This window comes from Jannaschia seosinensis (genome assembly GCF_001408515.1).
Lineage (GTDB): Bacteria > Pseudomonadota > Alphaproteobacteria > Rhodobacterales > Rhodobacteraceae > Jannaschia > Jannaschia seosinensis.
On record NZ_CYPR01000014.1, the window covers coordinates 36,443 to 50,709 of the forward strand.

The 14,267-nt window shown below is 63.6% G+C and carries 12 protein-coding genes and 2 pseudogenes; 8 read left to right on the forward strand and 6 right to left on the reverse strand.

The window, feature by feature from the left end; all coding sequences use genetic code 11:
- Positions 1–316: 316 nt before the first annotated feature.
- The 4 genes from argE to JSE7799_RS01255 form a co-directional block, all read right to left on the reverse strand.
- Positions 317–1,468, reverse strand: coding sequence for an acetylornithine deacetylase (argE, locus tag JSE7799_RS01240; RefSeq protein WP_055661970.1), 1,152 nt, complete (start codon positions 1,466–1,468; stop codon positions 317–319).
- A gap of 388 nt (positions 1,469–1,856) precedes the next feature.
- Positions 1,857–3,230 carry an aspartate aminotransferase family protein gene (locus JSE7799_RS01245; protein ID WP_055661983.1) on the reverse strand — a complete coding sequence of 458 codons (1,374 nt, stop codon included), beginning with the start codon at positions 3,228–3,230 and terminating at the stop codon, positions 1,857–1,859.
- Between the two features lie 22 nt (positions 3,231–3,252).
- Positions 3,253–4,737: an NAD-dependent succinate-semialdehyde dehydrogenase gene (locus tag JSE7799_RS01250; RefSeq protein ID WP_055661971.1), complete on the reverse strand. Its 1,485-nt coding sequence runs from the start codon at positions 4,735–4,737 to the stop codon at positions 3,253–3,255.
- Between the two features lie 107 nt (positions 4,738–4,844).
- Positions 4,845–5,339, reverse strand: coding sequence for an Lrp/AsnC family transcriptional regulator (locus JSE7799_RS01255; protein WP_055661972.1), 495 nt, complete (start codon positions 5,337–5,339; stop codon positions 4,845–4,847).
- Positions 5,340–5,720: 381 nt separating this feature from the next.
- Here JSE7799_RS01255 and dctP point away from each other — a divergent pair, with 381 nt between their 5' ends.
- From dctP to doeA, 8 genes are all read left to right on the forward strand, one after another.
- Positions 5,721–6,740 carry a TRAP transporter substrate-binding protein DctP gene (gene dctP / locus JSE7799_RS01260; protein ID WP_055661973.1) on the forward strand — a complete coding sequence of 340 codons (1,020 nt, stop codon included), beginning with the start codon at positions 5,721–5,723 and terminating at the stop codon, positions 6,738–6,740.
- Positions 6,741–6,804: 64 nt separating this feature from the next.
- Entirely contained in the window at positions 6,805–7,431 is a 627-nt protein-coding gene (locus JSE7799_RS01265; protein WP_245624752.1) for a TRAP transporter small permease, read from the forward strand.
- Between the two features lie 3 nt (positions 7,432–7,434).
- Entirely contained in the window at positions 7,435–8,721 is a 1,287-nt protein-coding gene (locus JSE7799_RS01270; protein WP_055661974.1) for a TRAP transporter large permease, read from the forward strand.
- 4 nt (positions 8,722–8,725) lie between these two features.
- On the forward strand, positions 8,726–9,169 hold the full coding sequence (locus JSE7799_RS01275) for a universal stress protein (protein ID WP_306455385.1): 444 nt from the start codon (positions 8,726–8,728) through the stop codon (positions 9,167–9,169).
- 2 nt (positions 9,170–9,171) lie between these two features.
- Complete coding sequence (locus JSE7799_RS01280; RefSeq protein ID WP_055661975.1) at positions 9,172–9,948, forward strand: aspartate racemase/maleate isomerase family protein; 777 nt, start codon at positions 9,172–9,174, stop codon at positions 9,946–9,948.
- The gene (gene eutB, locus JSE7799_RS01285) at positions 9,945–10,937 is read left to right on the forward strand and encodes a hydroxyectoine utilization dehydratase EutB (RefSeq protein WP_055661976.1); all 993 of its coding nucleotides are present in this window, start codon (positions 9,945–9,947) and stop codon (positions 10,935–10,937) included. The genes JSE7799_RS01280 and eutB overlap by 4 nt, the downstream gene beginning before the upstream one ends.
- A 5-nt stretch (positions 10,938–10,942) precedes the next feature.
- Entirely contained in the window at positions 10,943–11,935 is a 993-nt protein-coding gene (eutC, locus tag JSE7799_RS01290; RefSeq protein ID WP_055661977.1) for an ectoine utilization protein EutC, read from the forward strand.
- 3 nt (positions 11,936–11,938) lie between these two features.
- Positions 11,939–13,126 carry an ectoine hydrolase DoeA gene (gene doeA, locus JSE7799_RS01295; RefSeq protein WP_055661978.1) on the forward strand — a complete coding sequence of 396 codons (1,188 nt, stop codon included), beginning with the start codon at positions 11,939–11,941 and terminating at the stop codon, positions 13,124–13,126.
- A 168-nt stretch (positions 13,127–13,294) separates the two neighbouring features.
- On the opposite strand, the pseudogene JSE7799_RS01300 reads toward doeA, so the two are convergent.
- A pseudogene (locus JSE7799_RS01300) lies at positions 13,295–13,759 on the reverse strand (transposase); the annotation flags it as partial.
- Positions 13,756–14,267: pseudogene (locus JSE7799_RS01305) on the reverse strand (transposase); the annotation flags it as partial. The pseudogenes JSE7799_RS01305 and JSE7799_RS01300, both read right to left, overlap by 4 nt.

The following is a 14,267-nucleotide window of genomic DNA, read 5'->3' on the forward strand; positions in this document are numbered from 1 at the left end:
CACAACCGCCGCTGATTACCGGCGCAAGTAACCTCGGCTTGTGAATGACTGCCGTAGATTGCACGCATGCAGGTCCCTTGGATTTAGCGGGATCGCGAACGGGGGACGAAGACGGTTGCGCACCCTTCGTCCTCTCCCCCTGTCGCAGAGCATTTGCTTCGGAGAGAGACGGAGGTGTTGGCTGGAAGCCGAGCTGTAGCCTCGGATCGCAAGACCCCGAGCGGCTCGGCTCTCGTACAACCATTAATTCTAACTGACGAGGTTGGAGTAACGCCTCAAACACCCCCTGCCGGAGCCAAGGAAGCTTTCTGCCCAATCAAGCCGGGCGGCGCGCGATCCCCGTCAGAAGGTCGAGACAGGCCTCGAGCTGGCCGATTTCGACGTATTCGTTGGCCTTGTGCGCCTGCGCGATATCACCGGGTCCGCAGACAACCGCGTCACAGCCGAGGGACTGAAACAATCCCGCCTCGGTGCCGAAGGATACGACATCGGCCCCGTTCGCACCCGTCAGGCTGGCGACGAGGGCCGCCGCCTCATTGTCATCGACAGGCTCGAGGCCCTGAACCTCGCCGATGGTTTCGGTGACGATACTTGCGTCCGGATGGACCGTGCGCATCGCGGGCAAAAGCACATCGTTGCAATAGTCGCGTGCGGTACGCGTCGCCCGAATCTGGTCATCCTTCGATACCGGCCTGAGTTCCCAGTCGACGCGGGCGAGCCCGGCGATGACGTTATGGGCCACACCGCCCTCGATTCGACCGATCTGGAGGGTGGTCCACGGCGGGTCGAAACGGCTGTTGGCGGGGGCGCGGCCGCGCAAATCCCCGCGCAGTTCCAGGAGGCGCGAGGCGAACCGGGCGGCATATTCGACGGCCGAGACACCCCGGTCCGGCTGCGAGCCGTGACCTTCAAGACCATGGAAATGCGTGGAGTATTCGCAGCACCCCTTGTGTCCCTCCACGATCCGCATCGATGTCGGCTCTCCGATCAAGGCGAGCCGCGGGCGCAGCCCTTCCGCACGCAGAACCTCGACAAGCTGCTGACCGCCGAGGCAGCCCACTTCCTCATCATAGGTGGCGGCTATGTGCATCGGGCGCGTCGCCTCGGCGAGATCGGGCAGACAGGCCATGATGCAGGCGAGGAACCCCTTCATGTCGCAGGTTCCGCGCCCGTAGAGACGTCCGTCTTCTTCACGCAGGACGAACGGATCGGACGTCCAGTCGGTCTCTTCGGCAGGCACCACGTCGGAATGCCCCGACATCACCACGCCGCCGTCGCCTTCCGGACCGAATGTGGCGAAGAGATTGGCCTTTGTGCCGTCATCACTTGCAATTACGCGCACTCGCCCGCCCGCAGCCCCAATCCGGTCCGCCATCCACAGGATCAGGTCGAGATTGCTGTCGGAGGATACGGTGGGAAAAGCCACAAGATCGCTCAGGGTCGAGATTGTGGTCTCAAGCCGGTTCATAGCCTGACCGCCGATCTGTGGGTGCGGTCGTCGGATAATCCCGACGCCGGACATACGCTTAGAACTGTCTTCTCGGTGATCCGAACGATCGGGTCGTTCGCTCGTGATCCAGCCACTAATCTCCACGTCATCCGACATTCTCCCAGTGGCTGACCAGTCACGGCAATGATGGCCGGAACCGGTAAGGTGATCAACTCCTTCGAGAGGTGATCGTGCTGATCCACCTCTAAGCGCGTCCAACCTCGGACGGAAGCCGCCGCCGAACCGACAGCCCTCGCGATGCAGGCAAATATTACCTTCGCTGTCCGGCTGCGGCGGTCGGAGCACAAACTACGATCCTTGATGCTCAGAGGGGGCAGATCGCCCTGCCCCCTCCTGTGCAGACCTGTCAGTCGCCAAGCACTTCGTGGACCGCGGCAGTCGTCACTTCAACGACACGATCGGCTTCTTCGCGGCTGAGGCACAGTGGCGGTGCGAAGCCGAGGATGTCACCTTGCGGCATCGCGCGCGCGATCACACCCTTCTCGACCATCTTGCCGACCACTGCGCCCGCGATCTTGCCCGGATGCTCGTAGAAGCGGCGGGCCTCGCGATCCTCGACCAACTCAACAGCACAGAGCATCCCCTCGCCCCGCACGTCGCCCACATGCGGATGCTGCGCGAGGGCGTCGCGCATCTGCGTGTTGAGGTAAGCCCCAACATCACCGGCATTGGTGACGAGGCCGAGCTTGTCGACCAGCTCGAGATTGGCGACCCCCGCCGCCGCGCCGATCGGGTGGGCCGAATAGGTCCAGCCATGACCGATCGGGCCGTTCTCGTCGGTGCCCTGCTCCAGAACTTTCCACATCCGCTCGCCGACGACCGAACCCGAGAGCGGCGCGTAGGCCGAAGTCAGACCCTTGGCGAGAGTGATGAGATCCGGCTCCAGCCCATAATGCTCGGACCCGGTGATCGAGCCGAGCCGCCCGAAGCCGGTGACAACCTCGTCGGCGATCAGCAGGATATCGTGCTTCCTGAGCACCTCCTGAATTGCGGCCCAGTATCCTTCCGGCGGCGGCACGATCCCGCCCGTTCCCAGAACCGGCTCACCGATGAAGGCCGCGATCGTGTCCGCACCCTCCCGCTCGATCAGCGCCTCGAGTTCGGCCACGCAATGAGCGGTGAACTGCGCCTCTGTCATGTCCGCCTCAGGGCGACGGAAGTAATAAGGCGCCTCGGTATGGATCACCTGCGAAAGCGGCAGGTCGAATTTCTTGTGGAAAAGCCCGAGACCCGTCAGCGAGCCGGTCATCAGGCCCGAGCCATGATAGCCGCGCCAGCGCGAGATGATCTTCTTCTTTTCGGGACGGCCGAGGATGTTGTTGTAGTACCAGACGAGCTTGATGTTCGTCTCGTTCGCGTCCGAACCCGACATGCCGAAATAGACCTTCGACATGTTCTTGGGCATCCGCTCGAGCACCATGTGCGCAAGCGTGATCGACGCCTCCGTGCCGTGGCCCACATAGGCATGGTAATACGCCAGCTCGTGCGCCTGCTTAGCGATCGCCTCGGCGATCTCGGTACGGCCGTAGCCCACGTTGACGCAGTAGAGCCCGGCAAACGCATCGAGAAGGCGCTTGCCGTCACGGTCCTCGATGAAGACGCCTTCGCCGCCGGTCACGATCCGCTGCGGGGCCTCGCCGCGGGCGAATTGCGCGAGATGGGTCGAGGGATGGAAGAAGCTCTCCCGGTCCCACTGCGCAAGTTGGTCGTTTGTCAGCATCTTGTTCATGTCGGTCTCCTTGTCATGCCCAGTCGCGGCAGACGTATTTGATGTCGGTGAAGGCCTCGAGCCCATAACGGGCTCCCTCTCGGGCGAGGCCGGATTGCTTCATGCCGCCGAACGGGATCGGCGCGCCGGTGACCTTGGTGCGGTTCACCGCAACCATCCCGAATTGCAGCGCCCGGCTGGCACGGTAGATGCGTCGCGGGTCCTGCGTGTGCAGGTAGGCCACAAGTCCGTATTCCGTCGCGTTGGCCCGGTCGAGCGCCTCCGCCTCGGTGTCGAAGGCGGTGATGGCAGCGACGGGGCCGAAGGTCTCCTCGTGCATGATCTTTGCGTCGGCTGCGACATCGGCCAGAACGGTCGGCTGGTAGAAGAGCGGCCCCTGCTCGTCGCGCGCACCCCCGCAATGGAGCTTGGCGCCGCGCTCCAGCGCATCTGAAACGTGCTCTTCCTGCTTGGCCACAGCACGCTCGTTCATCAGGGGACCGAGATCGGGATCGTCGCAGCCAGGCCCCAGCGTCAGCGCCCGGGTCGCCTCCGCGAACCGTTCGCAGAAGGTGTCGTAGACCGAGCGCTCGACGAAGAACCGGTTGGCGCCCAGACAGTCCTGCCCGGTGGTTGCAAACTTCGCCTTCACCGCCTCTGCGATCGCCCGATCCATGTCGGCGTCTGCGAAGACCAGGAACGGGGCGTGTCCACCAAGCTCCAGCACCAGACGCTTCACGGTGTCCGCGGATTGGCGGTAAAGCAGGCGGCCGATTTCGGTGGACCCCGTGAAGGAGAGCGCCCGGACCCGTTCATCCGACGTCCAGGCGCCGACGATCTCGGGCGCGGCACCGGTCACGACGTTGAAGACACCGTCCGGCAAGCCAACCCGCCGGGCGAGTTCGGCCAGAGCCAGCGCGGAGAGCGGCGTCTCGGCCGACGGATGCACAACCGTCGTACAACCGGCCGCGATGGCGGCGGCGGCCTTCCGGGTGATCATTGCGGACGGGAAGTTCCACGGTGTCACCAGCGCCGCAACGCCTACCGGCTCACGCCAGAGTTCGACCTCCGCATCCTTCAGGTGCGATGTGACGCCTTCGATGTTCGGCCGGCGCGCCTCCTCCGCGTAGAACTCCAGAAAGGACGCGGCGTAGTCAATCTCGCCGCGCGCCTCGGAAATCGGTTTGCCCTGCTCTGCGGTCATGATCCGCGCGAGATCCTCGCGGTGTTCCAGCATCCCGCGATACCAGGCGTGCAACAGCCGGGCGCGCTCTTGCGGAAGCGAGACCGACCAGTCCTCGAACGCCTCCTGGGCCACATCCACCGCCCGGCTCGCATCCTTCGCCGTCAGCTTCGCAACCTGCGCAACCTCCTCCCCGGTCGCCGGATCGGTCACCGCGAACTGCCCCTCGCCGTCTACCCAGTCGCCGCCGATGCGGCTCCGGGTCTGGAGAAGGCCGGGATCGGCAAGAAACGCCGCAAGATTGGTGTGCTCGTGTGCGTGCGCGACGTTTCCCATCAAATCCTCCGTTTGCGTATGACTGGACTATAGACACTCCGCCCCGAGGCTTTCTCTTTTGGGAAGCCTAAAGCGGAGAAATCCTCCAAATTACCGGCGGGAACCGATCAATCTCTCGCCGCCGCCGCATGCAGAAGATCGAAGGGCGGCACGGTGCTCTTCACCTCCTTCGTCACGATGTAGGTGAAATAGCGTGCGAGCCCGATCCGCGCCGTCAGCATCGCATCCACCAGTGCCTGATAGCTTGCCACGTCGCGGGTCACGACCTGCATCAGGTAGTCATAGCCGCCACCGATGGCCCAGCACGCCACCACCTCTTCGTATTCCGCCACGGCGCGCTCGAAGGCCTGAAAGCTTTCCGCTCGGTGGCTCTCCAACTCGACAGTGACAAAGACGGTCACGTGGGGCCCCAGCTGCGTCAGCGAGACATCCGCCCGATAGCCGCGGATCAGACCCGCGCGTTCCAGCTTTCGCAGCCGCTCCCAGCAGGGCGTGGGCGACAGATTCACCCGCTCCGCTAACGCGGTCTTGGTGATACGCCCCTCGCGCGAAAGAACCGACAGGATGGCGATATCCCGGTCGTCGAGGGAAAGCCTGCTCATGCGGCGCAGCGTTGGGAGGCGGCGGCGGAATTGTCAATCACGCGCCGTCCGGTACGGCCGACGATGGCTGATGGAGATGTTCCCGCCCGGCGTGCAGCCGCCGCAGCGGCTCCCCCGCATGTGGCCGAAGAGATGGCAGCCTGCACAACATCTGGTCACAGCACCGCGTCGAATCGCACGATCTTCCACAGAGGTGATGCAACTGAATTAAGGAATTGACGGCGTGTGGTCTGCACAACACAGTATGACAGGTGACACTTCAGGGTCCATCATGGACTTCGACTGGCTGGATCCGCCGCAGCGGATTCCGGCCGTACCGTCGCCGTAACCGGTCATCAGATCGGAGCGGCCACGGCGTACAGACAGGAAGGATGATCAACCATGAGTACTTCTAAAATCTTCACGGGAACGGCTCTCGCGATTTGCCTCGCGGCCACGGCGTCAAGCGCCGATACCTGGCGTTACGCCTTCGAGGAGGCGCTCGAGGAGGTGCAGGGCAAATTCGCCCAGAAGTTCAAGGAAGAGATCGAGGCCAACAGCGACCACGAGGTTCAGCTGTTCCCGTTCGGCACCTTGGGCGAGAGCGCCGACACCATGGAGCAGGCGCAAGCCGGCATCCTGCAATTCGTCGACCAGTCGCCCGGCTTCACCGGCGCGCTGATTCCTGAGGCGCAGGTCTTCTTCGTTCCCTACCTGCTGCCGCAGGACGAGGAGACGCTGCAGGAGTTCTTCCGCACCTCAACCGCAATCAACGAGATGTTCCCCGAGCTCTATGCCGAGCAGGGACTGGAACTGCTGACCATGTTCCCCGAGGGCGAAGTCTGCATGTCCACCCAGGAGCCGGTGCACAGCCCCGCAGACCTCAACGAGGTCAAGTTCCGGGTCATGACGAACCCGCTGCTGGTCGAATCCTATCAGGCGTTCGGCGCCACGCCGACGCCGCTGCCATGGGGTGAGGTTTACGGCGCGCTGCAGACCGGCATCATCCAGGGGCAGGAAAATCCCGGCTTCTTCCTCGAATCGACAAAGATGTACGAGGTGACGGATGTCATCACCTGCATCGGCCACAACAACTTCACGACCGCCGTGATGGCCAACAAGCAGTTCTACGACGGCCTGCCGGAGGAGGACCAGCTGCTGATCCAGAGCGCCACGGACGCGGCGTTCGACTACATCCTCGACTACCAGGCCGGGCTTCAGGAAGAGAGCTTGCAGAACATCCGGGAAGCCAAACCCGAAATGCAGGTCAACATCCTCTCCGAAGAGGAGCGGAAGCCCTTCATGGACACCGCCGTTCAGGTGGAAGAGGCGTTCATCGACATGACCGGCGAACGCGGCAAGGCGATCCTCGACCAGATGAAGGAAGATCTGGAACAGGCCAGCCAAGCGACTTCGGGCTGAACCCATGACACCGTCGGGCGGGGGCAAGGCCCCGGCCCGACGGACCCCTGCAGGAGCGACTGACTTGAGCAACGATCTGGACGCGGCGTCGGATGCGACGCAGACGACGGCCACCGATCATTCGGACACCCGGGACGACATCTCGGCTTTGCCCGGAGTGCTCGGCACAATCGACCTCGCGGTCGCCCGACTGGAAGCCGTGCTTCTCGCCGCCGGCGTCCTGCTGATGGCGGCGAACACGATCGCCAACGTGATCGGGCGCTATCTGCTGGGAAGCAGCATCTTCTTCTCCGAAGAACTCAACCGCATCCTGATCATCCTGATCACGTTCGCCGGGATCAGTTACGCCGCACGGCATGGCCGCCACATCCGTATGTCGGCGATCTACGATGCGCTGCCGCCGAAGGGTCGCAGGTGGATGATGGTCCTGATCGCGGCGGTCACGGCGATCTGCATGTTCGCCCTTGCCTGGTACTCGTTCGGGTTCATCAAGACGTCGGCCGGCCAAGGTCGCCTGCTCCCGTCGCTCCAGGTGCCGGTCTGGTGGACCCTCGTATGGGTGCCGCTCGGCTTCACGCTGACCGGCATCCAGTATGTCCTCACCGCGTACAAGAACGTCGTCGAGGACGACATCTACCTGTCGACGAACGTGCTCGAGGGCTACGGTCGCGATGACGAGCGGGAGGTCTGAGCCGTGGCGACAACCATTTTTTCGATCATGATCGTGCTGCTCCTGCTGGGCTTTCCGATGATGATCCCGCTCATTATCGGCGCCTTCGTCGGGTTCTACAGCCTCTTCGGGGGCTTCGGCCAAATGGAGACGATGGTTCAGCAGCTGGTCGCGGGAATCCGGCCTGCCTCGCTGATTGCCGTACCGATGTTCATCTTCGCGGCCGACATCATGACCCGGGGCCAATCAGCCGGCCGGTTGATCGACATGGTGATGTCCTTTGTCGGACACGTACGCGGCGGTCTGGCCGTATCGACGGCAGCGGCTTGCACCATGTTCGGCGCCGTCTCCGGCTCGACTCAGGCCACGGTGGTCGCGGTCGGCTCTCCCCTGCGTCCGCGCATGTTGAAGGCCGGCTACAACGACAGCTTCGTGCTGGCGCTGATCATCAACTCCGCCGACATCGCGTTCCTCATCCCCCCCTCGATCGGGATGATCATTTATGGCGTCGTCTCCGGCACCTCGATCGCCGAGCTCTTCATCGCGGGCATCGGGCCCGGCCTTCTGATCCTGGTGCTGTTCTCGATCTACAGCATGATCTACGCCCGGCGGAACAATGTCCCGACCGAACCGAAAGCGAGCTGGGGCGACCGCGGCCGTGCGGTGCGCGGCGCGCTGTGGCCGCTTGGTTTCCCGGCAATCATCATCGGCGGCATCTACGGCGGTATCTTTTCTCCGACCGAGGCCGCAGCAGCTTGCGTGCTCTACGCGCTCATCCTCGAAGTGATCGTGTTCCGGGAGCTTGACCTGAAGGGCGTGTACGAGACCGCCAAGTCTACCGGTCTGATCACCGCTGTCGTGTTCATCCTCGTGGCAGCCGGCGCAGCTTTCTCTTGGGTAATTTCGTTCGCGCAAATCCCGCAGACAATCCTCGGCGGTATCGGCATCTCCGAAATGGGCCCGATCGGGGTACTCTTCGTCATCTCCATCGCCTTCTTCATCGGCTGCATGTTCGTCGATCCGATCGTGGTCATCCTGATCCTCGTGCCGATCTTCGCCCCTGTCGTTCAGAGCACCGGCCTCGACCCGGTCCTGGTCGGCACGATCATCACGCTGCAGGTGGCGATCGGCTCCGCCACACCGCCCTTCGGATGCGATATCTTTACGGCGGTCGCGGTCTTCAAACGCCCGTATATCGAGGTCATTCGCGGCACCCCGCCATTCATCGTCATCCTGCTCGGCGTTGCCGTCGCGCTCATCTACTTCCCGCAAATCGCGCTCTTCCTGCGTGACTTGGCCTTCAAGGGTTAATGGGATGAGCATTTTCTCCAACATCCTCGTGGGTTACGACGGCTCAAAAAACGCTGCACGCGCCGTCGAAAAAGCTGCGCAGATCGCAGGTGCCTGCGACGCAAAGCTGACGGTTCTGACGGTGTACCGCCATCACAGCCTCCTCGAGGCTTCGCTGTCGATGGTCCGACCCGGCGATCCGGGCTCTATCGACAACGCGTTGCGCGGCTACGCCACGGAGGCGGCAGAGTATGGCAAGACGGTCGCGCGGGCGAACGGAGCCCCCAGCGCGCGCGCCTTCGTAAAATCCGGCCACCCTGCCCGCTCGATGGTCGAGTTCGCCCAGAAACACGACGTCGACCTCATCGTGATCGGCAGCCGCGGCCTCGGCTCGGTCGAAAATTACTTACTCGGCAGCGTCTCGCACAAGGTCTCGGGCCTTGCGCGGTGCCCCGTTCTGGTCGTGTGACAATGGCGGGAATCATCGAGACCCTCGGCAATGTGCATCTCGACCCGCCCGACGGCGTCAGGCGCCTCGGCCTTGTCGCGCTCTCTACCGACCTGACCTTCGAGCGGGATGCGGCGCGGCTGCTGCCTCCGGATGACGTAGCGCTCCATGTCGCCCGCTTGGCCTTTCAAAATCCGACGACCCCGGCCAATCTGCGCGCGATGTTGCCCGGGCTGAGCCATGCCGCCGATCTCCTGGTGCCGGGCGTGGATCTTGCGGCCATCTGCTTCGGCTGCACCTCCGCCTCGATCACGCTCGGGGATGCGGCGGTCGACGCCGCGATCGGTCGCGTCCGCCCGACCGTTCCCGTCATCACACCGGCCCGCGCCGCCGCGAAAGCCTTCACCGCCCTCGGGATCCGCCGAATTGCGTTGCTGACACCTTATGTGGTCGAGACAACTGGCCCGGTCGCGGTATATTTCACCGATATGGGGTTCGACGTGGTGCGAACCTGCTGTCTCGACCTTGCCGACGACCGCGACATCGCGCGCCTCTCGTCCGAAACAGTCGTCTCCGCGGCCGAGGCCGCCGACACGGCCGCGGCAGAGGCGATCTTCGTCTCCTGCACTTCGACGCCCGCTCTCGGCCTAATTGCCGAAATCGAGGCGCGGCTTGGCAAGCCCGTGATCACGTCGAATCAGGCGAGCCTTTGGCAAATGCTCGACATCGCGGGGGTCCCGATGCCCAAAGGCTATGGCCGGCTCTTCGACGCCAAACGTGAACTGGATGGCGCAGCATGAGCCAAGTCAGCATCGAAGACATCGAAGCCGCGCGCCACCGGATCGAGCGCCACATCCGCCGGACGCCCTGCGAACCCTCCGCCTCGCTGCGCGGGCTTGCAGGGCAGCCTGTGCACCTGAAGTTCGAACACCACCAGTTCACCGGCAGCTTCAAGATGCGGGGCGCTACCAACGCGGTGGAGCAGCTGTCGCAGGCCGAGCGTGCCCGTGGCGTAATTGGGGCCTCGACCGGAAATCACGGCCGCGCATTGGCCTTTGCCGCGCGGCGCGCCGGTGTGCACTGCGTTATCTGCATGTCGGCTCTGGTGCCGAAGAACAAGGTCGAGGCCATTGCCGCCGAGGGCGCCGAGATTCGCATCGTCGGCCGCAGTCAGGACGACGCGCAGGAAGAGGTCGACCGTCTGGTCAAGGAGGAGGGCATGGTCATGGTCCCGCCCTTCGACGATGCGCGTGTCATTGCCGGCCAAGGGACGCTGGGACTGGAGCTTCTCGAAGACGTGCCGGACCTTGCGGTGGCGCTGGTGCAGCTTTCGGGCGGCGGGCTGATTTCCGGCGTTGCCGCAGCGTTGAAAGCCAGGAAGCCTGACATCCGCGTGGTCGGCATCACGATGGCCCGGGGCGCAGCGATGCACGCAAGCCTCGCCGCCGGAAAGCCGGTTTCGGTTGAGGAGTTGCCGACGCTTGCCGACTCGCTCGGCGGCGGGATCGGCCTCGGCAATCGCCACACGTTTTCAATGGTCCGCGACCTCGTCGATGATGTCGTGCTCCTCAGCGAGGAAGAAATCGCGGACGGCGTTCGCCATGCCTATTGGCGCGAACGGCAGGTGGTGGAGGGCGGCGGCGTGGTGGGCATCTCGGCGCTCCTGCACGGATACATTCGCCCGGAAGGGCCTGTGGCCGCGATCCTCACCGGCGCCAGCATTGACATGAACGTCCATCATCGCCTCATCTCTGGCGAGAACGTGGATCTGATGCAGGAGGCCTTCTGAACCTGATGCCGAAGATAACGTTGCTTTCGGAGTCGGATCTGCGAGGCCTCGTGGCCCTCGACACCGAAGCCGTCAACGTGGTCGAGGACGCATTTCGCACGCTCGCGACCGGAGAGGTGGTGATGCCGCCGATCCTGTCGATGGAAATCGCACCCGCCAATGGCGAAGTCGACGTGAAGACCGCCTACGTCCCCGGCCTGCCAAGCTTTGCCATCAAGGTCTCTCCCGGCTTTTTCGACAACCCCAAGATCGGCCTGCCATCAACCTCCGGCCTGATGATGCTGCTTTCGGCGCGGACGGGACAGGTCGAGGCGTTGCTGCTCGACAACGGCTACCTTACCGATATCCGGACCGCGGCTGCGGGAGCCGTCGCCGCGCGCCACCTTGCCCGCCCCGATGCACAGAATGCGGCAATTCTCGGCGCCGGCATGCAGGCGCGCTTGCAACTGATAGCCCTCTGCCTCGTTCGCCCGATACGTCGCGCAACGATCTGGGCACGCGATCTCGCCAAAGCCGAAGCCGCCGCGCGGGAGCTGTCGGAAATCCTCGGGATCACCGTCAGCGCATCCGGGAGTGCCGATGCGGCCGTCGAAGCAGCCGACGTGATTGTGACGACCACGCCCGCCACCACCCCCATTGTTATGGCCGATTGGCTCCGTCCGGGGCAGCACGTCACCGCCATGGGCTCCGACCAGCACGAGAAGTGCGAGCTTGAACCGGCCTGCCTTTCCCGCGCCGATCTCTACGTGCCAGATCGGCTGTCGCAGACGCGCGATCTCGGCGAACTTCGTGCCGCCATTGTGGCAGGCGCGATGTCCGTCGACCAAGAATATCCCGAGCTCGGTCAGGTCGTGGCCGGCAATTCACCGGGCCGCGACACGGACGGCCAGATCACCATCGCCGACCTGACCGGGACCGGCGTTCAGGACACCGCAATCGCCAACCATGCATTTCGCCGTGCCCGCGACGCTGGGATCGGCACCCTTTACGAAAGCTAAAACATGGCCATCATCGACACCTTCCGATTCACCGACGCAGAATATGAAAGCCGCTTGGCGCGAACGCGCGAAGCAATGGAGAAGGCCGGGGTCGACGTTCTCATCACGTCGGACCCGTCGAACATGGCATGGCTGACCGGCTATGACGGCTGGTCCTTTTACGTCCATCAGGCGGTGATCATCGGACCGACCGGCGAACCGGTATGGTTCGGGCGCGAGCAGGATGCACAGGGCGCGCTAAGGACCACGTACATGGCCGAAGCCGACATCATCTGCTATCCGGACTACTTCGTTCAGTCCAACGAACGGCACCCGATGGACTACCTCGCCGCCAAGCTCACGGAACGGGCGTGGCATACCGGCAGGATCGGCGTCGAGATGGACAATTACTGGTTCTCGGCGCGCGGTTACCGGGCTCTTTCGGACGGTCTGGCGAATGAGCTGGTCGACATTACCGGCCTCGTCAATTGGCTGCGGGGGATCAAGTCGCCGGCCGAACTCGACCGGATGCGCAAGGCCGCCCGGATCGTGGAACGGATGCATGCCCGCATCGCCGACAAGGTCGAGCCGGGAATGCGGAAGTGCGACCTTGTCGCCGACATCTACGATGCCGCCCTGCGCTACGATGAGGAGTGGGGCTATGGTGGCGATTATCCAGCCATCGTGCCGCTTCTGCCTTCCGGGACCGACGCCGCCGCCCCGCACCTGACGTGGGACGACAAGCCGATGAAAACCGGCGAAGGCACGTTCTTCGAGATCGCCGGGTGTTTCCGCCGTTACCATTGCCCGCTGTCGCGGACGATCTTCCTTGGCAAGCCGACGCAGCAGTTCCTCGATGCAGAGAAGGCCGTACTTGAGGGCATGGAAATGGGGCTGGAGGCGGCCCGCGCCGGCAATACCTGCGAGGATATTGCCAACGCGTTCTTCGACGTCTTGCGCAAATGGGGCATCACCAAGAACAACCGCACCGGCTATCCCATCGGTCTCAGCTATCCGCCCGATTGGGGCGAACGGACCTGCTCGCTCCGGCCCGGCGACACGACGGTGCTTCAGCCCGGTATGACCTTCCACTTCATGACCGGACTGTGGCTTGACGATTTCGGCTTTGAAATCACCGAAAGCATCGCGATCACCGACGGGGCTCCGGAATGTCTCGCCGACGTTCCACGAAAGTTGATCGTCAAGGATTGACCCTTGCTTGAGCACATCTGTCGGTTCCGACGTGACGACGGGATCGGCAGATGTTCTTATCGAGGGTGGCCATCAAGCGGGCGCAGGTATCTTCCGAGCTTAATCTGAAGGGATAGTGCCCCATTGCGTGGTGTAGGAGCGCCGACCTTCGGAGAGGTCCGAAGCTGATCAGGTGGCCACGGTGGGCAATCTGACGTCTGCATTGTCGGTGACGCGCGCGAGGCTTTCAGGCGACATGTACCGCCGGGCGACTGTCCATTCGTCGTTTGTCTCGAGCATCAGAGCGCCGACCAGGCGAACAATGGCTTCGTCGATTGGAAAGATCCCGATGACATCGGCGCGCCGCTTGATCTCGCGGTTTACTCGCTCGATTGGGTTCGTGGATGCGATCTGGGTCCAATGCTCGCGCGGGAAGTCCATGTAGGCCAGGACGTCGTCGCGGGAGGCGTCCATGAACACGCCAAGCTTTTCCTGCTTCTCGCGAAGCGCATCCGCGACCACTTCCCACTGGGCTTCGGCCTCGGCCTTTGTCTCCTGCGCAAAGATCGTCTTCAGCATCGCCGCCACCGCCGTACGCTGCTTGGCCGGGGCATGGGCAAGCGCATTGCGCATCCAGTGAACGCGGCAGCGCTGGTGACGGTGGGCAATCTGACGTCTGCATTGTCGGTGACGCGCGCGAGGCTTTCAGGCGACATGTACCGCCGGGCGACTGTCCATTCGTCGTTTGTCTCGAGCATCAGAGCGCCGACCAGGCGAACAATGGCTTCGTCGATTGGAAAGATCCCGATGACATCGGCGCGCCGCTTGATCTCGCGGTTTACTCGCTCGATTGGGTTCGTGGATGCGATCTGGGTCCAATGCTCGCGCGGGAAGTCCATGTAGGCCAGGACGTCGTCGCGGGAGGCGTCCATGAACACGCCAAGCTTTTCCTGCTTCTCGCGAAGCGCATCCGCGACCACTTCCCACTGGGCTTCGGCCTCGGCCTTTGTCTCCTGCGCAAAGATCGTCTTCAGCATCGCCGCCACCGCCGTACGCTGCTTGGCCGGGGCATGGGCAAGCGCATTGCGCATCCAGTGAACGCGGCAGCGCTGGTGGGTCGCGTCGAACACCCGACGCGCAGCCGCCCGCAGCCCCTTGTGAT

Excerpts from the sequence above, each read along its gene's own strand:
- argE (WP_055661970.1), bottom strand. The coding sequence starts at position 1,468 with ATGAACCGGCTTGAGACCACAATCTCGACCCTGAGCGATCTTGTGGCT.
- JSE7799_RS01245 (WP_055661983.1), bottom strand. The coding sequence starts at position 3,230 with ATGCTGACAAACGACCAACTTGCGCAGTGGGACCGGGAGAGCTTCTTC.
- JSE7799_RS01250 (WP_055661971.1), bottom strand. The coding sequence starts at position 4,737 with ATGGGAAACGTCGCGCACGCACACGAGCACACCAATCTTGCGGCGTTT.
- JSE7799_RS01255 (WP_055661972.1), bottom strand. The coding sequence starts at position 5,339 with ATGAGCAGGCTTTCCCTCGACGACCGGGATATCGCCATCCTGTCGGTT.
- dctP (WP_055661973.1), top strand. The coding sequence starts at position 5,721 with ATGAGTACTTCTAAAATCTTCACGGGAACGGCTCTCGCGATTTGCCTC.
- JSE7799_RS01275 (WP_306455385.1), top strand. The coding sequence starts at position 8,726 with ATGAGCATTTTCTCCAACATCCTCGTGGGTTACGACGGCTCAAAAAAC.
- JSE7799_RS01280 (WP_055661975.1), top strand. The coding sequence starts at position 9,172 with ATGGCGGGAATCATCGAGACCCTCGGCAATGTGCATCTCGACCCGCCC.
- eutB (WP_055661976.1), top strand. The coding sequence starts at position 9,945 with ATGAGCCAAGTCAGCATCGAAGACATCGAAGCCGCGCGCCACCGGATC.
- eutC (WP_055661977.1), top strand. The coding sequence starts at position 10,943 with ATGCCGAAGATAACGTTGCTTTCGGAGTCGGATCTGCGAGGCCTCGTG.
- doeA (WP_055661978.1), top strand. The coding sequence starts at position 11,939 with ATGGCCATCATCGACACCTTCCGATTCACCGACGCAGAATATGAAAGC.